The sequence below is a fragment of the Streptomyces sp. NPDC048277 genome (assembly GCF_040652235.1).
Taxonomy (GTDB): domain Bacteria; phylum Actinomycetota; class Actinomycetes; order Streptomycetales; family Streptomycetaceae; genus Streptomyces.
Window position 1 is genome coordinate 174,121 of the sequence record NZ_JBEZLQ010000004.1, and the last position, 17,847, is coordinate 191,967.

General features: G+C 72.3%; 15 protein-coding genes, 1 tRNA gene and 1 pseudogene. 9 read left to right on the forward strand and 8 right to left on the reverse strand.

All coding sequences use genetic code 11. The features are described from left to right. The first annotated feature begins 54 nt into the window (after positions 1-54). Both AB0D85_RS11065 and AB0D85_RS11070 read left to right on the forward strand, forming a co-directional pair. On the forward strand, positions 55-1,608 hold the full coding sequence (locus AB0D85_RS11065) for a DUF6519 domain-containing protein (protein ID WP_362317042.1): 1,554 nt from the start codon (positions 55-57) through the stop codon (positions 1,606-1,608). Further along, entirely contained in the window at positions 1,608-2,501 is an 894-nt protein-coding gene (locus AB0D85_RS11070; protein WP_362317045.1) for a peptidoglycan-binding protein, read from the forward strand. Before AB0D85_RS11065 ends, AB0D85_RS11070 begins: the two co-directional genes overlap by 1 nt. Positions 2,502-2,516: 15 nt before the next feature. Here the strand turns inward: AB0D85_RS11070 and AB0D85_RS11075 are convergent, their stop codons facing one another. From AB0D85_RS11075 to AB0D85_RS11085, 3 genes are all read right to left on the reverse strand, one after another. Next, entirely contained in the window at positions 2,517-3,890 is a 1,374-nt protein-coding gene (locus tag AB0D85_RS11075) for a M1 family metallopeptidase (RefSeq protein ID WP_362317048.1), read from the reverse strand. Positions 3,891-3,967: 77 nt separating this feature from the next. Beyond that, positions 3,968-7,834, reverse strand: a complete 3,867-nt coding sequence (locus AB0D85_RS11080; protein WP_362317051.1) for a Pls/PosA family non-ribosomal peptide synthetase — start codon at positions 7,832-7,834, stop codon at positions 3,968-3,970. 336 nt (positions 7,835-8,170) lie between these two features. Then, complete coding sequence (locus AB0D85_RS11085) at positions 8,171-8,551, reverse strand: ATP-binding protein (RefSeq protein WP_362317984.1); 381 nt, start codon at positions 8,549-8,551, stop codon at positions 8,171-8,173. A 303-nt stretch (positions 8,552-8,854) separates the two neighbouring features. Between AB0D85_RS11085 and AB0D85_RS11090 the strand changes: the two genes are divergently transcribed. After that, the gene (locus AB0D85_RS11090; RefSeq protein ID WP_362317054.1) at positions 8,855-9,721 is read left to right on the forward strand and encodes a helix-turn-helix transcriptional regulator; all 867 of its coding nucleotides are present in this window, start codon (positions 8,855-8,857) and stop codon (positions 9,719-9,721) included. A gap of 3 nt (positions 9,722-9,724) precedes the next feature. After that, on the forward strand, positions 9,725-9,952 hold the full coding sequence (locus tag AB0D85_RS11095) for a DUF397 domain-containing protein (protein ID WP_362317056.1): 228 nt from the start codon (positions 9,725-9,727) through the stop codon (positions 9,950-9,952). Positions 9,953-10,070: 118 nt separating this feature from the next. Here the strand turns inward: AB0D85_RS11095 and AB0D85_RS11100 are convergent. Beyond that, positions 10,071-10,158: transfer RNA gene (locus AB0D85_RS11100), tRNA-Leu, on the reverse strand. Between the two features lie 199 nt (positions 10,159-10,357). Here AB0D85_RS11100 and AB0D85_RS11105 point away from each other — a divergent pair. The 3 genes and pseudogenes from AB0D85_RS11105 to AB0D85_RS11115 form a co-directional block, all read left to right on the forward strand. Beyond that, positions 10,358-11,683, forward strand: a complete 1,326-nt coding sequence (locus AB0D85_RS11105; protein ID WP_362317059.1) for a M20/M25/M40 family metallo-hydrolase — start codon at positions 10,358-10,360, stop codon at positions 11,681-11,683. 145 nt (positions 11,684-11,828) lie between these two features. Then, positions 11,829-12,062: a chaplin ChpH gene (gene chpH / locus AB0D85_RS11110; RefSeq protein WP_123978334.1), complete on the forward strand. Its 234-nt coding sequence runs from the start codon at positions 11,829-11,831 to the stop codon at positions 12,060-12,062. Between the two features lie 168 nt (positions 12,063-12,230). Then, positions 12,231-12,674 (forward strand): annotated as a pseudogene (locus tag AB0D85_RS11115) (chaplin); the annotation flags it as partial. Between the two features lie 21 nt (positions 12,675-12,695). Here the strand turns inward: AB0D85_RS11115 and AB0D85_RS11120 are convergent. Continuing rightward, positions 12,696-13,091 carry a hypothetical protein gene (locus tag AB0D85_RS11120; RefSeq protein ID WP_362318027.1) on the reverse strand — a complete coding sequence of 132 codons (396 nt, stop codon included), beginning with the start codon at positions 13,089-13,091 and terminating at the stop codon, positions 12,696-12,698. Between the two features lie 15 nt (positions 13,092-13,106). On the opposite strand from AB0D85_RS11120, the gene AB0D85_RS11125 reads away from it, so the two are divergent. Continuing rightward, positions 13,107-13,298 carry a hypothetical protein gene (locus tag AB0D85_RS11125; RefSeq protein ID WP_362318030.1) on the forward strand — a complete coding sequence of 64 codons (192 nt, stop codon included), beginning with the start codon at positions 13,107-13,109 and terminating at the stop codon, positions 13,296-13,298. Between the two features lie 85 nt (positions 13,299-13,383). Here the strand turns inward: AB0D85_RS11125 and AB0D85_RS11130 are convergent, their stop codons facing one another. Continuing rightward, the gene (locus AB0D85_RS11130; RefSeq protein ID WP_007380901.1) at positions 13,384-13,572 is read right to left on the reverse strand and encodes a DUF5703 family protein; all 189 of its coding nucleotides are present in this window, start codon (positions 13,570-13,572) and stop codon (positions 13,384-13,386) included. A 47-nt stretch (positions 13,573-13,619) separates the two neighbouring features. On the opposite strand from AB0D85_RS11130, the gene AB0D85_RS11135 reads away from it, so the two are divergent. Further along, positions 13,620-14,330 carry a hypothetical protein gene (locus tag AB0D85_RS11135; protein ID WP_362317063.1) on the forward strand — a complete coding sequence of 237 codons (711 nt, stop codon included), beginning with the start codon at positions 13,620-13,622 and terminating at the stop codon, positions 14,328-14,330. Between the two features lie 86 nt (positions 14,331-14,416). Here the strand turns inward: AB0D85_RS11135 and AB0D85_RS11140 are convergent, their stop codons facing one another. Continuing rightward, positions 14,417-16,714, reverse strand: coding sequence for a helix-hairpin-helix domain-containing protein (locus tag AB0D85_RS11140; protein WP_362317065.1), 2,298 nt, complete (start codon positions 16,712-16,714; stop codon positions 14,417-14,419). Continuing rightward, positions 16,711-17,694, reverse strand: a complete 984-nt coding sequence (locus AB0D85_RS11145) for an aldo/keto reductase (RefSeq protein ID WP_362317068.1) — start codon at positions 17,692-17,694, stop codon at positions 16,711-16,713. The genes AB0D85_RS11140 and AB0D85_RS11145 overlap by 4 nt, the downstream gene beginning before the upstream one ends. Between the last annotated feature and the right edge of the window lie 153 nt (positions 17,695-17,847).

The window sequence follows — 17,847 nt, forward strand, 5'->3', positions numbered from 1 at the left end:
GCAGTGCCGCCGTACGCCCTACCCGCACTTTCCTGAACCAGGGGGACCCCCTTCATGCACGCAGATCTCTCCCGCCTCACCTTCCGGCCGGAGCGGCACTACTCCGCGGTCATCGCCCAGCAGGGCCGCGTCCAGCTCGACGCCGACGCCAACGAACAGACCGCGATCCAGCTCCATCAGTCCCGCGCCTTCGCCGCCGACCTGATCGGACGACACGGCGGGCCGCTCGGCACGGCGGGCTTCCATATCGAGTACATCGGCGGCAAGCACGACATCGACACCCTCACCATCAAGAGCGGCCGGTACTACGTCGACGGCATCCTGGTCGACGCCGACCGGCCGGCCCCCGGCGTTCCGGTGCCGGACGAGGAGGCGCAGGAGGACACCACCGTCACGTCGCCGTACTGGACCTACTGGGACCAGCCCGACGCCTACCGCGACCCGGAGAAGCCCGGCGACCGGCTGCCCTCGCCCGCCGAGTCGCCGTTCGTGGTCTATCTGAACGTCTGGGAGCGGTCGGTGAGCGCGGCCGAGGACCCGGCGCTGCGCGAGGTCGCTCTCGGTGCCGCCATGCCGGACACGGCGGCCCGGGTGAAGGTGGTGTGGCAGGTACTGCCGCTGTCCCTCGACGAGTTGGCCATCGAGGACGTCGACCCGACGCGGGAAGTGGTCCGCGCGGCCTTCGAGACGTGGGCTCAGCGCCAGTCGCCGTCCTCGGCCCGGCTCGCCGCCCGCAGCGAGCGTCCCGACCACGCCGACGAGGACCCGTGCCTGGTCAGGCCGGACGCCCGCTACCGCGGCCCGGAGAACCAGCTGTACCGCGTCGAGGTGCACGCCGGCGGCGAGGCGAAGGACGCCACCTTCAAGTGGTCCCGGGAGAACGGGTCCGTGGTCTTCCCGGTCGACGGACTCGACGGCACCTGGGTGCAGTTGGCGTCCCTCGGCCACGACGACAAACTGGACCTGGACGTCGGCGACCACGTGGAGTTCACGGACACGGCGTACTCCTCGCGGCTGGAGGCCCTGCCGCTGCTACGGGTCGAGGAGCTTGACCTGCCCGGCCGTCGCGTGCGGCTGTCCGCCGAGCCCGCGCCGGGGGTCGGGCGGCTGCCGGGCCTCAACCCGTTCCTGCGGCGCTGGGACCACCGCGAGGGACCGAAACGCAAGGGCCGTACGACCTCTCTGAAGGCCGGAGCCGTGCCGGTCACGGAGGGGGAGTGGGTGTCCCTGGAGGACGGCGTCGAGGTCTACTTCGCCAAGGGCGGCGCCTACCGTACCGGCGACCACTGGCTGATCCCGGCCCGCACCGCCACCGGCAGCGTGGAGTGGCCGACCGACCCTGCCCGCCGCCCGCTGCTCCAGGGCCCGGCCGGCATCACCCGGCATCTCGCCCCGCTGGCCCTGGTCAAGGGCGAGGAGGGAGCCGTCGATCTACGGCTCGCGTACGCGCCGTTGGCCAGCAGGAACTTTCCGGCCGCGGACAAGGCCGCCCTGGCCGCGGAGGAGCAGGCACATCTGGAGGAGGTCGCGGCCGAGGACCCGTCGCACGGGAGGTCGCAGACCACGGCGGAAGCGGAAGCGGCGGCGCCGCTGGACGGAGACAACTGATGGCCACCCCCATGACCGCCTCCCAGTTCCTGCAGACCCTGCGCGCGGAAGGCGTGACGGTCGTCGAGGTGGGCAACTGGCGCCACCACAACCGCAACACCAAGGGCCCCTGGGGCCCGATGAACGGCGTGATGATCCACCACACCGTCACCTCCGGCACCGAGAACTCCGTCAACATCTGCTACGACGGCTACTCGTTCCTGCCCGGCCCCCTGTGCCACGGCGTCATCGACAAGCAGGGCCGCGTCCATCTCGTGGGCTACGGCCGCGCCAACCACGCGGGCCTCGGCGACCACGACGTGCTGCGCGCCGTCGTCAACGAGACGAAGCTGCCGCACGACAACGAGGCCGACACCGACGGCAACCGGCACTTCTACGGCTTCGAGTGCATCAACCTCGGCGACGGCAAGGACCCCTGGCCCGAGGCGCAGAAGGAGGCCATCGAGAAGGTGTCCGCCGCGATCTGCCGCCACCACGGCTGGAGCGCGGCCTCGGTGATCGGCCACAAGGAGTGGCAGCCGGGCAAGGTGGACCCGCGCGGCTTCACCATGGACGGCATGCGCAAGCGGATCGCGGAACGGCTGGCCGGGAAGGGCGGCGGAGGCGGCACACAGGACCCGGGCCCCGAGCCGCCGTCCAAGCCCCAGTACGCGCCCTTCCCCGGCAGCGGCTTCTTCCACGTCGGCCAGAAGTCGCCGCTCGTCACCGCCATGGGCAGGCGCCTGGTCGCCGAGGGCTGCGGCCACTACGAGGACGGGCCGAGCCCCGAGTGGACCGACGCCGACCGCAGGTCCTACCAGGCCTGGCAGCAAAAGCTCGGCTTCAAGGGCAAGGACGCCGACGGCATCCCCGGCCGGACCAGCTGGGACAAGCTGAAGGTGCCGGCCTCCTGACGCGGAGCCGCCCGCCTACGCCGACTCGGCGTTGGTGGGCGGCTGCGCCGGTCGTGCCGGGACGGCCTGGACGGGCAGCGCGGGCAGGGCCGTACGGTGCACCCAGGCGTCGAGGAGGGCGTCCAGCGGCTCGTCCGCGAACCGGTTGACGTGCGCCGTGAACATCGAGGTCGTCACCGCCCCGCCCCGGTGCAGCCCCGCCCACGCGCGCAGCATGTGGAAGAACCGCTCGTCGCCGAGCGCGCAGCGCAGCGCGTGGATCGTGACCCCGCCGCGCTCGTAGAGCCGGTCGTCGAACATCGCCTTCTTGCCCGGCGCGGCGATCCGGATGTCCTGCGGCATCCCGGCAAGCAACCGGTGGGCGACGGCGGCCAGTTGCTGGGCGCTGCGGCCGCCGGACCGCTCCGACCACAGCCACTCCGCGTACTTGGCGAGCCCCTCGTTCAGCCAGATGTGCCGCCAGTCGGCGATGGACACACTGTTGCCGAACCACTGGTGGGCGAGCTCGTGCGCCACCAGCCGTTCCGAACCCCGGGCCCCGTCCACGTGGTTGGCGCCGAACAGCGACAACCCCTGGGCCTCGACGGGGACATCGAACTCCTCGTCGGCGACGACCACCGCGTACTCGTCGAACGGGTAGGGCCCGAACAGCCGCTGGAACAGGTCCATCATCGCGGGCTGCCGTGCGAAGTCCCTGGAGAACTCCGGGAGCAGATGCGCCGGTATGTGGCCGTGCATCGGCACCCCGCCGAAGCCCGGGTCGCCCAGCAGCACCGTCTGGAACTTGCCGATGGCCAGGCTCACCAGATAGCTGGACGTCGGCGCCGCCTGCTCGTACACCCAGGTCGTCGTGGACGCCTTGGTGGTCCGGGTGAGGAGCCGGCCGCCGGCCACCACCGAGTACGCCGACGGGCAGGTCACCGAGATCAGGTACGACGCCTTGTCGGCCGGCCGGTCGTTGCACGGGAACCACGAGGGCGCGCCGATCGGCTGGCTCGCCACCAGCGCGCCGTCCGTCAGCTCCTCCCAGCCGATCCCGCCCCAGGGGCTGTTCACCGGCTTCGGATTGCCCGACCAGTGGATCTCCACCGTGAAGGCGGCACCGGCGCGCAGCGGCTTCGCGGGCTTGACCCGCAGCCTGCCGCCCCGGTGCGTCCAGTGCGGCTGGCGGCCGTCCACCCGGATCCGGCCGATCTTGAAGTCGGCCAGATTCAGCTGGAACTCGGGCAGTGCCGCCCGGCCCGCGATCGCGTTGATCCGGACCATGCCGGCCAAACGGTTGGGGCCTGGCCGGTAGTCCAGCGTGAGCTCATAGCGATGCACCCGGTACCGGGGATCGCCGTTGTCCGGGAAATACGGGTCCGGACCCGCTGACTGCTGCACTGCCACTTCCGCGTTCGCTCCCTGCGCCTTGCTCGAACCATTCCTCGGTGCCCCGACGCCCGCGGTCACCGAGGGGCCCGCGCTCAGGGACGCCATGCCTCGATCGGATTGCCGAGCCAGCGGGTGTCGTCCGGGACGGACTCCGCGGCCATGACGAGCGACGCGGGACCGAGGGTCGTACGGGCCCCGATCGCACTGCCCGGCAGCACGATCCCGCCAGGACCCAGTGTGGCGCCCTCACGGAGAACCACAGTATCCGTCCGCAAGATCCGGTCGTGGAAGAGGTGAGTCTGCAGTACGCACCCGCGGTTCACGGTGGCCGCGTCCTCCAGGGTCACCAGATCGGTCTCCGGGAGCCAGTAGCTCTCCACCCAGACACCCTTGCCGATCCGCGCACCCATGCCGCGCAGCCAGGCCGTCAGCACCGGCGTGCCCGGCACCGAACCGGCCAGCCACGGCACCGCCAGCACCTCCACGAAGGTGTCCGCCAGCTCGTTGCGCCACACGAAGGAACTCCACAGCGGGTGCTCCCCGCTGCGGTGCCGCCCGACCAGCAGCCACTTCGCCAGCATGGACACCAGGCCCGCGGCCGCACCGGCGCCGAGCAGCACCAGGCCGGACAGCAGCGACGCCCACGCGCCCAGCGCGCACAGCGCGGCGACCGTCAGCCCGGCCAGCGCCACCGAGCACAGCACCGGCACGATCCGGCACGTCTCCACCAGGGCCCGCGCCCACAGCAGCCGCGCCGGCGGCTCGTACGTCCGGCTCTGGTCGCCGTCGGCCGCGCTGCGCGGCAGCTTCACCGGCGGCAGCCCCAGGTACGAGGTGCCCTTCTTGGCCTTCTTCGGCGTCGCCGACAGCACACCGACCAGACCGCCGTCCGGGACACTGCGGCCCGGCGCGGTCATCCCGGAGTTGCCGAGGAACGCCCGCCGGCCGATCTCCGCGCGCCCGATCCGCACCCAGCCGCCGCCGAGTTCGTACGGCGCGGTCAGGGTGTCGTCGGCCAGGAACGCGCCCTCGCCGACCGTCGTCAGGCTGGGCAGCGCGAGCACGGTCGACACCTCGGCACCGCGCCCGATCCGCATCCCGAGCAGCCGCAGCCACACCGGGGTGACCAGACCGGCGTACAGCGGGAACAGCGTCTCGCGGGAGCGGTCCATCAGCTGGGACACCGTCCACGCCTGCCAGCCGATCCGGCTGTGCGTCGGATGCGTACCGACGCGCAGGCCCAGGCTGAGCAGCCGTACGGAGACGAGAATCAGCAGGGCGTACACGAGACCGAAGGCCAGGGTGGCCGGGACCAGCGCCACCGCCGCGTCCCGCAGGGCCTGGGCGAGGCCGTCCCCGGGGGCCACGAAGAGCCCGGCGACCAGCAGGGCGACGGCTCCGGCGACCACCGGCAGCGCACTCAGCCCGAGGCCCGTCAGGCCGTACATCACCCGCCAGTACGTGCCGCGCTGCGGCCGCTGCTTGGGCCAGTTCCGCTTGGCCTTGCCCAGCTTGACCGCCGGGGCGCCGGCCCAGCGCTGACCCGTCGGGATCTGCCCGGTGACGGCCGAGCCGGGGGCCACCTCGGCCCGCTTGCCGACCCGGGCGCCCGGGAAGAGCATGCTGCGCGTCCCGACGACCGCGTGGGCGCCGATCCTGACCGGGCCGACCACCAGCCGGTCGCCGTCCAGCCAGTAGCCGGACAGGTCCACCTCGGACTCCACGGCCGCGCCGCGCCCCACCCTGAGCAGACCGGTGACCGGCGGCAGCGAGTGCAGGTCCACCTCGGGACCGATCTTGGCGCCGAGCGCCCGCGCGTACCGCTCCAGCCAGGACCCGGTCAGCGTGGTCGCCCCGGTGAACTCGGCCAGCCGCTCCGCGGCCCACAGCCGCAGGTGCACGGCGCCGCCGCGGGCGTACCGGCCGGGCTTCACGCCCCGCAGCAGCAGCCGCGCGCCACCGGCCGCGATCGCGATCCGGCCGGGCGGGGTGAACAGGACCAGGGCGCCGAGCCCGACCAGCCACCAGGGCGCGGTGGGCAGCCAGCCGTAGCCGGACAGGAGGTTCCCGAGCGCGGCCAGCACGACGGTCCAGCGCAGGCCCAGGAGCGTGAACAGGGGGAGGAGGAGCAGGACCTGGAGCAGCTGTGCCCTGCGCGGCACGGGCGCGATGGTGCGCTCCGTCCCGTCGTCCTGTACGGACTCCTCCAGCCGGCGCGCCAGCTTGCGCAGCACCGGCTGCTGGTAGATGTCGAGAACGGCCGCGCTCGGGTAGCGGGTGCGCAGCCGGGTGGTGAGCTGGGCGGCGGACAGGCTGCCGCCGCCGATCGCGAAGAAGTCGTCGGAGGCGCTGCCCACCGGGATGCCGAGGACCTCGGTCCACTGCTCGGCGAGCCAGGCCTCGGTGCCGTACAGCTGCTCGGCCGGGCCGCCGGTCTCCAGGCCCTCCAGGGGCCAGGGCAGGGCGTTGCGGTCGACCTTGCCGGAGGTGCGGGTGGGCAGCTCGGCGACGGGCGCGAGCAGCGGCACCAGGGCCGCGGGCAGCTCGGCGCGCAGCTTCTCGACGGCGGTGGCGTGGTCCCAGCCGTCCTGGGTGACGACATAGCCGACGAGGAGCTGGTTGCCGCTGCGGGCGGTCCGTACGGCCGCCGCGGCGCCCGCGACGCCCGGGAGCGCCTGGAGGGCCGCGTCGACCTCGCCGAGCTCGATACGGCGGCCGCCGAGCTTGATCTGCTCGTCGGCCCGCCCGAGGAACACCAGGCCCTCGCGGTCGGCACGCACCAGGTCACCGCTGCGGTACGCCCGCTCCCAGCCCAGCGACTCCAGGGGCGCGTACTTCTCCGCGTCCTTCTCGGCGTCGAGGTACCGGGCGAGGCCGACCCCGCCGATCACCAGCTGGCCGCTCTCGCCCAGGGACACGGGCTCGCCCGCGTCGTCCACCACGGCGAGTTCCCAGCCGTTCAGCGGCAGCCCGATGCGGATCGGCTCCTCGCCGCTCATCAGGGCGGCACAGGCGACGACGGTGGCCTCGGTGGGCCCGTAGGTGTTCCAGACCTCGCGGCCCTCGGTCACCAGCCGCTGCGCCAGCTCGGGCGGGCAGGCCTCGCCGCCGAAGATGAGGAGGCGGACGTCGTTGAGGGTCTCCGGCTCCCAGAGGGCGGCCAGGGTCGGCACGGTCGAGACGACCGTGATCTCCTGCTCGACCAGCCAGGGGCCGAGGTCGGCGCCGCTGCGGACCTGGGAGCGGGGCACGGGCACCAGACAGGCGCCGTAGCGCCAGGCGAGCCACATCTCCTCGCAGGAGGCGTCGAAGGCCACGGAGAGGCCCGCCATGACCCGGTCGCCGGGGCCGATCGGCTCCTCGGTCAGGAACAGCGCGGCCTCGGCGTCCACGAAGGCGGCGGCGCTGCGGTGGGTGACGGCGACGCCCTTGGGCTTGCCGGTGGAGCCGGAGGTGAAGATGATCCAGGCGTCGTGCTCGGGGCCCGGGCGGCCGACGGGCCGCTCCGACGCGTGCCGCACGTCGATGTGCAGCCCCGCGCCGAGGACGGCCGCCACCTCCGCCTCGCCGAACACCAGTGCGGCCCGCTCGTCCGGGTCCTCGGCGTCGACGGGCACATAGGCGGCCCCGGCCGCGAGAACGCCCAGAACGGCCACGTACAGGTCGTTGGTCCCCGACGGGACGCGCACGCCCACCCGGTCGCCGAGCCCGATCCCGGCCTCGGCGAGCCGCCGCCGCAGCCGCTGCACCTCGATGGCGAGCCCGCGGTAGGTGAGCTGGGTGGTCCCGTCGTCGAGCGCGGGCTCATCGGGGTGAGTCCGTACACTTGCTTCGAACACGTCTACGAGCGTGCGCGGCGACGCTGCCGCCCCGGCCGAAAAGCGGGCCGTGTCCCCGAACTCCTCGCGGATCTCTTCGTCGAGCAGGCCGAGAGCGCTGCTCTCGTCTATGGCTGCCATCCGGTCCTCGCGTCTCGTTCCCGGAACCCTCCGGGGCGCCGGCGGGCCCGCAGGTGTGCCTGGGGTTATCCGGGTCCGGCTGGGTAACAAACCGGAAATGTTAGTACGACGCTAGGCTTCCGTTCATCTGACGGCCACTCGAAAGCCGCCGTTCGGGGCAGTCGTTTGAAACTTAACATACCCCTGACCAGGCATTATGCGTCTGCGGCGAGAGATGGACCACACAGTGTGAGACGGGCCAACTCCGCGTGTCCGCAGGTGGGTACGAGGACGGCCGGTGCCGTGGCGGGGAGGGGAGTGGGTCGCCGCGGAACCGGCCGCCGTCTCGGTGGTACGTCACACGGCACTGACCTCGGCCCAGATGGACTTGCCCCAGGGCAGATTGCCCACACCCCAGCGGCCCGAGCACAGCGCGTCGAGGATGAGCAGACCCCGTCCCCGGTCCCGTTCGACGGAGATGGGCCGCAGCCGGGGGTGACGGCTCAGCGGGTCGTGCACCTCGACCCGGGTCCGGGAGCCGTCGGACTCGATGAGGAGCCGGACCGGGTCGTCCGGGTCGGTCTCGTAGCGCAGGGAGTTGGTCACCAGCTCGCAGGCGACCAGGGCGACCGCGTCGATGTGGTCACGGGAGGCGTCCGGTGTGTGATGGACGATGAAGTCGCTCACGAACAGCCGTGCCGCCCTGGCCGACTGAGGCTCACTCGCCAGTAACAGCACCGGCGCTGGGGCGACTTGCAGTGCACGGGTTTCGGTCGTGGTGCTCCGCTGGCGTTCGATCATGTGGATCCCCTCACGGGCATGTCCCAACGCAGGCACGGTGCTTCGCCATGCGAGTGCGGTCACTTTCGTATTTCCCGGATTCATGGTGCCTTCACGGCACAGTCGATCGCAATACGTCCCACGTGATGTGAAAAATTGCGCATCTCTGAGAGAGACTTGCGGCACAAGTCGTCAGCCGGTGGCGAGGGGTGGGGCGGCACGGCAGACTGTCGGGCAGTTCACCGGACAGAAGGGGGATCCGTGAGCACGCCCACGGTGCGCCGGCGACGGCTCGGTGCGAAGTTGCGCGAACTGCGCGGCGAACTGACCCTCGACGACGTGGCGGAGCACTCCGAAGGTGCCTTCGTCTCCTCGAAACTGTCCCGCATGGAGACCGGCAAGACGGCCCCCAAGGCAGCGGACATCCAGGCGCTGCTCACCCTGTACGGCGAACTCGGCCGTGACGTCAGCGACGAGCTGCGCGCGGCCCTGATCACGCTCACCAAGGAGGGTGGCCGGCGCGGCTGGTGGCACTCGTACCGGGGTGTCCTCACGCCGGTGTACGAGGACCTGATCAGCCTGGAGGCCGAGGCGGAGACGGTCTCCACCTGGCAGTTGGGAATGGTCCCCGGACTGCTCCAGACCGCCGAGTACGCCCGGGAGATCATCCGGGCGACCGCCATGTCCGAGGCGGTCGAGGCACGGGTCGACGCGCTCGTGGAGGTACGGCTCGCACGCCAGGCCGTGCTCACCCGCGACAGCGACCCGCTGGCGCTCTGGGCGATCATCTCCGAACAGGCCCTGCGCTGCACCACCGAGGATCCCGCCCTGATGTACGAGCAGTTGGGGCGCCTGCTTACGATGGGGCGGCGCCCGAACATCAACATCCAGGTGCTGAGATCGGACGCTCCCCTGCACGCCGGGCTGACCGGCACCTTCAGCATCCTGGGCTTCGGTCCGCACACGGACCTGGACGTCGTCCACCAGGAAGGGCTGACCTCCGCCCTGTACATCGAGGAACGTGATCGGGTCTCCACGCACCGGGCCGCGTGGCAACGCCTCACGTCTGCCGCCGAGTCCGTCGAGGCGTCGGTGGAACTGATCACCCAGATAAGGAAGAACGAATAGCGAATGAAGCACGTTGACGACGCGTCGACTCTGCCGGTGACCTGGTGGAAGTCCTCGGCGTCCGCATCACAGTCCGACTGCGTGGAATGCGGGATCGTCGACGGGACGACGGTCGCCGTCCGTGACAGCAAGCGGCCCGACGGGCCCGCCCTGCTGGTCGGCCGGACGGCACTCTCCGCGTTCACCTCCGCCGTGGCCCTCGACGACGGCCGAATAGGCCGCCTCGGCTGACCGAGCGGCCGAGACATCCCCAGCGAGTACGGCGACAGCCACCGGGAGGTGGTCTCCCGCACTCCCCGGAAAACCAAGAAACCCCTGCTCAGCAGGGGTTTCTTCGGGTTCTTCCTGATGGTGTCCGAGGGGGGACTTGAACCCCCACGCCCGATAAAGGGCACTAGCACCTCAAGCTAGCGCGTCTGCCATTCCGCCACCCGGACAAGGTGTCTGTCGTGCGGGGTTTCCCTCGCGGCGACGAAGGAAACACTACCAGGCTTTCAGGGGCGTCCGATCACGCCCCGTTCCCGGGCCGGCCCCACGTGAACGGCGTGTGACGGGCCGGGCCCGGTCTTGGGCTCGGAGCCGGAAGGGAGAGAGGATGGCGGGGACCGGCCGGCAGTGACAGCAGGAGGAATCGACGTGAGCGAGACGGACACGGCCAAGGGCGTCACCGGCGAGGACGAGGTCGTGGACCTCTGCCGCGAGCTGATCCGGTTCGACACCAGCAACTACGGCGACCACTCCGGACCCGGCGAGCGCAAGGCCGCCGAGTGGGTCGCGGAGAAGCTCGCCGAGGTCGGCCTCGACCCGGAGATCTTCGAGTCCCACCCGGGCCGTGCCTCCACGGTGGCCCGTATCGAGGGCGCGGACCCGACCCGGCCCGCCCTGCTGATCCACGGCCACCTCGACGTCGTCCCGGCCAACGCCGACGACTGGACCCACCACCCGTTCTCCGGCGAGGTCACGGACGGCTGCGTGTGGGGCCGGGGCGCCGTCGACATGAAGGACATGGACGCCATGACCCTCGCGGTCGTACGCGACCGGCTGCGCAGCGGGCGGAAGCCGCCCCGGGACATCGTGCTCGCCTTCCTCGCCGACGAGGAGGCCGGCGGCACCTACGGCGCCCGGTACCTCGTCGACCACCACCCCGGCCTCTTCGAGGGCGTCACCGAGGCGATCAGCGAGGTGGGCGGCTTCTCCTTCACGGTCAACGAGCAGCGGCGGCTCTATCTGATCCAGACGGCCGAGAAGGGCATGCACTGGATGAAGCTGAAGGTGGCCGGCACCGCCGGGCACGGCTCGATGATCCACCGCGACAACGCGATCACCGAGCTCTCCGAGGCCGTGGCCCGGCTCGGCCGGCACGAGTTCCCGGTGCGGGTCACCAAGACCACCCGGGCCTTCCTCGACGAACTGGGCGACGCGCTCGGCACCGAGCTGGACCCGGAGGACATGCAGTCCACGCTGGCCCGGCTCGGCGGCATCGCCAAGCTCATCGGCGCGACGCTCAGCAACACCGCCAACCCGACCCAGCTCAACGCCGGTTACAAGGTCAACGTGATCCCCGGCGAGGCCACCGCGCACGTGGACGGCCGTTTCCTGCCCGGCCACGAGGAGGAGTTCCTCGCCGACCTCGACCGCATCCTCGGCCCGAACGTGGTCCGCGAGGATGTGCACTCCGACAAGGCGCTGGAGACCAGCTTCGACGGGGCGCTGGTCGAGGCCATGCAGTCCTCGCTGCTCGCCGAGGACCCCACCGCCAAGGCCGTCCCCTACATGCTCTCCGGCGGCACCGACGCCAAGTCCTTCGACGACCTCGGCATCCGCGGCTTCGGCTTCGCGCCCCTCAAGCTGCCGCCGGAGCTGGACTTCGCGGGCATGTTCCACGGGGTGGACGAGCGGGTGCCGGTGGACGGTCTGCAGTTCGGCGTGCGGGTGCTCGACCGCTTCATCGACGCGTCGTGAGGCAATGGCTCGGGCTAATCGGGCGGCTGTGCGAGTTCGACTGGAAAGAGTGAATGCGACGATAAGCTCGTAGCTCCATTACTCCCTCCTCGTTACACGGGGTGCGATCCGCTACTTGGAATCGCATTGCCAACAAGGAGGAATAATGCTCAAGAAGGTCGTCGCTGCTGCGGCTGCCACTGGTGGTCTGGTTCTCGCGGGTGCGGGCCTGGCCGTCGCCGACTCGGGTGCTCAGGGTGCCGCCGTGGGTTCCCCGGGTGTCGTCTCCGGCAACGTGATCCAGGTTCCCGTGCACGTCCCGGTGAACGTCTGCGGCAACACGATCTCCGTGATCGGGCTGCTGAACCCCGCCTTCGGCAACACCTGCATCAACAAGTGACGCCGGCTCCCTGAGGGGGCGTCTTTCCGTCGGCCCCGGAGCGCGCGCCACGCGCTCCGGGGCCGACCGGTTTTTCCGCGGGTATTTCCACGCGGAATGCAACGGTCAGGATCCAAGGCAGGGGGGAATTCAGAAATGCGACAGGGTACCCGCAAGGGCCTCATGACAATGGCCGCGGCGACCGGCGTGATCGCCGCGGCGGGCGGTTACGCCCACGCCGACTCGGGGGCCGTCGGCTCGGCCGCCGACTCACCCGGCGTGCTGTCCGGCAACACGGTGCAGGCGCCGGTGCACGCGCCGGTGAACGTCTGCGGCAACACCGTGAACGTGGTCGGCGCCCTCAACCCGTCGGTGGGCAACAAGTGCGCCAACCACGGTGGCGGAGGCGGTACATCGGGGGGCTACGGCGACTCCGGTGGGTACGGAGGCGGTTACGGAGGCGGCCCCGGGGCGCACAGCGGCTCGCACGGTGGCTCGCACGCCGGAGGGCACACCGGCGGCTCGCCCGGGGTCGGCTCGGGCAACACGGTCCAGGCGCCGATCGACGCACCGGTCAACGTGTGCGGCAACAGCGTCAATGTGATCGGCATCGGCAACACCGCCGCGGGCAACGACTGCGCCAACGGCGACGGTTCAGACGACCATGGGGGCGGCGGGGGGCATGGCGGTCACGGTGGCCACGGTGGCCACGGTGGCCACGGAGGCCACGGAGGCCACGGAGGCCATGGGGGGCACGGTGGCCACGGGGGAGGTCACCACACGCCGCCTGGGCACGGAGGGCATGGCGGTCACGGAGGCCATGGCGGACCCGGCGGACCCAGCGGACCCGGCGGACCCGGCGGTCACGGAGGCCATGGCGGTCATGGTGGCCACGGCCACGGGACGCCTCCGGGGCACGGCGGCGGTGGGAGCACCCCGCCCGGGGCGCCAGGTACGCCCGGTACGCCAGGGCACCCGGGAACTCCAGGGCACCCGGGACAGCCCGGTCAGCCGGGTGGGCCGGGGCAGCACCCGGTGGCGCCCGGTCACTCCGGGGGCGGGACCGTGCCGACCGGCAGTCGCGGCTCCACCTTCGGCACCCCGCAGGGAGGCGTCTCGGTGACCCAGCCCGGCCCGGCCGTCGCACAGCTCGCGCACACCGGCAGTGATCTGCCGCTGGGCCTCATGCTCCCGGCGGGCGCCGGTGCGCTGCTCGCGGGCGCCGTGCTGTACCGCAAGGCGCGCGCCTCGGCGTAGCACACGGACGGTGACGCGCCGGCAGCGGTGCGTGGAACGGAACGGGCCCCGTCGATGCGGGGCCCTTTCCGTCATGTAGCCAGTCTCACCATGTGGCACGCACCTGGCGGATGATCCGCCGGCGCAACCGCACCCTGCGGCTGCCGTCGCGCATGAGGCTCAGTCGGTCCAACTCCCAGTGTCCGTACTCGGCATGGTCCGTCAGTAGACGCGTGGCGTCCTTGCGGGAGACCCCGCGAGGTACGTACACGTCGACAAATTCGTATTCCGGCATCGCATCTATTGTGCGGGCTGGTGCCTGGTACGGATAGCGTCTGCACTATGTCTGATGCTGCGCAGCCCACCGCTGCCGAGGTACGCGCCGCCGCCGAGGCGGTCAAGACCGCGCTCGACCGCCATCTGGCCGCGGTCGAACGCAGGTCGGGGGAGGACGACCCCGCTGTCTACGAGGCGTTCAACCAGCTGGCCGCGGCCGCCGAGGTCTACGACGAGCTGCTCTACGACCGCTACGACGAGGTCACGCCCTTCGAGATCCCCGGTACGGAGGACTCGCTGCCCCCGTACGCGGGCCCCGAGGAACCGAACGCGATCAGCGTGCTGATCCGCCGCGACTACTCCGTGGCGGAACCACAGCGGCTGCTGGCTCAGGCCCAGCGGGTCGAGGCGGCGGAGTACGCCGCCGGTCCCGGCGTGGACCAGGACGCCGCCGGCACGATCCACGGGGCGGTGGGGATCCTGTTCGGTGAGTTCGAACCGGACGAGATCGCCTCCCGGCACAAGGAGTTCGGGCTGGAGGAGGGCGACTCCACGCTGTGGGTGACCGCGGCGGACGAGCCGGCCGAGCCCGGGGAGTGGCTGGAGACCCCGTTCGAGGCGGTCGATCCGCAGCGGGTCGTGTGCCGGTTCGACGTCAGCGCGGTGTTCGACGACGAGGACGAAGAGGACGTCGAGGACAGCGCGGGAGCCGACGAACTGGACGAACTCGACCTCGACGAGGACGAGGACCTGGAGCCGTTGGACGCCGAGCGCTGATTTCCCGGCCGGTCGGCGGTGCGCATCCGGGAGCGTGAGGCCGGATGGGCACCGCCGACCGGTGCCGTTGTGGCTGGAAAAGTGACTTACGTGGCCGGGACCTGTGTCGTGAGGAGCAGCGGCAGGCGGGTCGTCCGGGGCTTGGGCAGGGACTCCGCCACCGCTTTGGGCAGGGCCTGTTCCACACCGTGGACCACCGACAGGTGGCGCTCCGCCCGGCTGAACGCCGTGTACACCCAGGGGCGGCTGAGCGACTGGGCCGCGTCGCCGGGGAGGACCACGACCGCTGCCGGCCAGCGGCTGCCCGTCGCCTGGTGGGCGGTGAGGGCCCACCCGTGCCGGACGGACTGCTCCACGCGCTCCTTCGGTACGACGACGGGCACGCCCGCGCACGACAGGTGCAGCCCCTCGGCGTCGGCCTTCACCACCTGGCCCGGGACCGTACGGCCCGGCGTGGGGGAGTAGGCGATCCGGTCACCCGGGTCGAAGCCGCCGAAGCGGCCGGGGCCCGGGTTGAGCCGTTCCTTGAGCGCGGTGTTGAGGGCGCGGGTGCCGGCCGCGCCGCCGTGGCCCGGAGTGATCACCACGGTCTGTTCGGCGGGGATGCCGATCGCGCGCGGCACCGAGTCGGCGACCAGCTGCACCGTCCGGTGCACCGCCTCGCCCGCGTCCCGCACGGGCACGATCACGATCTCCTTGCCGGGCGCCTCGACCTGGGTGAGCTCGCCGACGCCGATCCCGGAGACCAGCTCGCCGAGCGGACCGGGGTCGGGCGTGCGCGAGGCGATCGCCGGGCACACGCGGGCCGCCAGGAGATCGGCGAAGACCCGCCCGGGGCCCGCCGACCACAGCACCGCCGGATCCCCGCTCAGCACCAGCCGGGCCCCGTCGGGCAGCGCCTCCACAAGGATCGCCGCGTCCTCCACGTCCAGCTGGGGCGCGTCCAGCACGATCAGCAGATCGAGATCGAGGGCGCCGTCCGCGTCCCGGCCCGGCCCCTCGGCACCGGAGAGGAGACCGGCGACGGTGCCGTCGGCACCCTCGCCGTCCTCCAGCAGCGCGGTCAGGCGGCGGCGTCCGTCGGGGGTGTGCGCGGCGGCGAAGGCACGCAGCCCTGCGGTGCGGGCGGCGGTCAGCAGGGCCGCGGGTTCGGCGCGGGCCGCCTCGCCGCCCGTGTGCAGGACGAGGCCGTGTCCGGCGACCGCCCTCGCCAGCTCGGCCGCGCCTGCGGAGGCGGCCGCCGCGGCCGCCTCCCAACGCTCCGAAGCGTCCTTGGAGAGGGAGTTGACCAGCCGGGCCAGTCCGTCGGCGAGGCTCTCCTCGGCCAGCGCGTACCGCTCCAGACCGGCCAGGACCCGGACCGGCCGTTCCTCCTCGTCGTCCTCGGGCTCGGGGGCGCCCGGATCGAGCGCGTCCCGGAAGACCAGCGCCTCGCCCTCGGCGATCGCGCTCTGCACGGCCGCCTCCGGGTCGGGCACCGCCCGCTGGGCCAGCGCGGCGGTGAGCGCGGACATCTCCAGCGCGGTGTGCCCGGCCACGGCGGCCTGCTCGAGGAGCCAGCCGGTCACCGCCCGGCCACGCCGCTCGTCGTCCGGACCGCACTCCGCGCCGAGCAGCGCCCGCGCGAACCCGTCGGCCTGGTCGGGTCGTACGCCGGTGACCCGCAGCAGCTGCCACGGGTCCGCCCGCAGCAGCGCGTCCGCTCCCTCGCCGAGAGCGGCGGCGACCTGGGGTGCGAGCGACTCGGGCGCACCGCCGTCGGCGAGGGCACGTCGTACCGCCGTGACCGTCTCCGTGGCGGGAGCGGCGGCAGCAGGGGCGGCGGGCTGCGGCGGGCGGACCGGCTCCGGGGCGGGGGCCGCCCGGCGCGGGGCCGGCTCGGCCGGGGCACTGAACACGGTGGCCGCCGGCTTCTCGCCGCCCTCCACGGCCCGGACCGCCGCGAGCAGATCGGCCGCCTTGCCGCTCAGCTTGGCACCGCTGCCGACGGGCCCCTTCTTCTCGGCCTTCCGCCGCTCGATCCGCTCCCGCTCGACACGCTGAGCAGCCAACTCGGCCGCGGCCTCGGACACCTGGGCCGCACCCTCGCCGCCAGTGCCGGCGGCGTCCGCCCCACCGCCCCCGCCCGCGCCATCGGTACCGCCGTCTCCGGCCGCGTCCTCGGCGTCGGAGGCGCTCGCCGGGCCTGTCGTTCCGGTCGGGTCCTCGGAGTCACCATCACGGTCTGTGCTCGCCGTGCCGGAGGCGCCGGCCGGTCCGTCAGTGTCGGCGGACCCGCCCTCGGGGGCCTTGCCGCCCACCGCAGCCGGGCCCCCGGCAGCCGCGCCGCCGTCACCCACCTCGTCGGCCTCGGGCCCAGCGCCCAGCTCCGGCTCCGTGCTCACAGCGTGCTCCAGTCGTGATCGGGATAGCGGTGCACGGGCGCCGACACATCGTCGAGCGCCCGGCAGATCTCGTCAGGAAGACTAAGCGCCTCCACTGACAACGCCCCCGTGAGCTGCCGCGCGTTGCGCGCGCCGACGATCGGCGCGGCCACGCCTGGCCGGTCCCGCACCCACGCGAGGGCGACCTGGAGCGGGGTCACCGCGAGCCCGTCCGCCGCCGTCTGTACCGCGTCCACGATCCGGCTCGCGGTGTCGTCGAGGTACGGCGCGACGAACGGCGCGAGGTGTTCGGAGGCGCCGCGCGAGTCCGGGGGAGTGGAGTTCCGGTACTTCGCGGTCAGCACGCCGCGGCCCAGCGGGGAGGACGGCAGCAGGCCGATGCCCAGGTCGAGGGCGGCCGGGAGGACCTCGCGCTCCACGCCCCGCTGGAGCAGCGAGTACTCCAGCTGGGTGCTGGCCAGCCGGGTGCGGGTGCCGGGCGCCGCGAGCTGCCAGGTCGCCGCCTTCGCCAGCTGCCAGCCGCAGAAGTTGGAGATGCCGGCGTAGCGGGCGCGGCCGCTGCTGACGGCCAGGTCGAGGGCCTGGAGGGTCTCCTCCAGCGGGGTGTCGGGGTCGTAGGCGTGCACGTGCCAGACGTCGACGTAGTCCGTGCCGAGGCGGGCGAGGGAGGCGTCGAGCGCGGCGAGCAGATGGCTGCGGGAGCCGTTGAACCGGCGGTCGGGGTCGGGGACGCTGCCCGCCTTCGTCGAGATGACCAGGTCCCGGCGTGGCACCAGGCCTTCCATGAGCTGCCCGAGCAGATACTCGGCCTCTCCGTCGCCGTACACGTCCGCGGTGTCGACGAGGGTCCCTCCGGCCTCCCAGAACGTCTTCAGCATGTCCGCGGCGTCGTGCTCGTCGACGTCCCGGCCCCAGGTGAGGGTGCCGAGTCCGATTCTGGACACGCGCAGGCCGGTACGGCCGAGATGCCTCTGCTCCATGCCCGCGAGATTACTGGCCAGAGCTGGTGCGTTGGGTTGCCTGTGGATAACCGATTTCCCCAGAGGCCGGGACGGTGCGGCCCCCACGACCCGCAGCCGCGCCACGGCCGATCTCCCTCACAGGAAACGACCGCGCTAAGGTCTCTCGCAACA

Excerpts from the sequence above, each read along its gene's own strand:
- AB0D85_RS11065 (WP_362317042.1), top strand. The coding sequence starts at position 55 with ATGCACGCAGATCTCTCCCGCCTCACCTTCCGGCCGGAGCGGCACTAC.
- AB0D85_RS11070 (WP_362317045.1), top strand. The coding sequence starts at position 1,608 with ATGGCCACCCCCATGACCGCCTCCCAGTTCCTGCAGACCCTGCGCGCG.
- AB0D85_RS11080 (WP_362317051.1), bottom strand. The coding sequence starts at position 7,834 with ATGGCAGCCATAGACGAGAGCAGCGCTCTCGGCCTGCTCGACGAAGAG.
- AB0D85_RS11095 (WP_362317056.1), top strand. The coding sequence starts at position 9,725 with ATGAAGCACGTTGACGACGCGTCGACTCTGCCGGTGACCTGGTGGAAG.
- chpH (WP_123978334.1), top strand. The coding sequence starts at position 11,829 with ATGCTCAAGAAGGTCGTCGCTGCTGCGGCTGCCACTGGTGGTCTGGTT.
- AB0D85_RS11130 (WP_007380901.1), bottom strand. The coding sequence starts at position 13,572 with ATGCCGGAATACGAATTTGTCGACGTGTACGTACCTCGCGGGGTCTCC.
- AB0D85_RS11135 (WP_362317063.1), top strand. The coding sequence starts at position 13,620 with ATGTCTGATGCTGCGCAGCCCACCGCTGCCGAGGTACGCGCCGCCGCC.
- AB0D85_RS11145 (WP_362317068.1), bottom strand. The coding sequence starts at position 17,694 with ATGGAGCAGAGGCATCTCGGCCGTACCGGCCTGCGCGTGTCCAGAATC.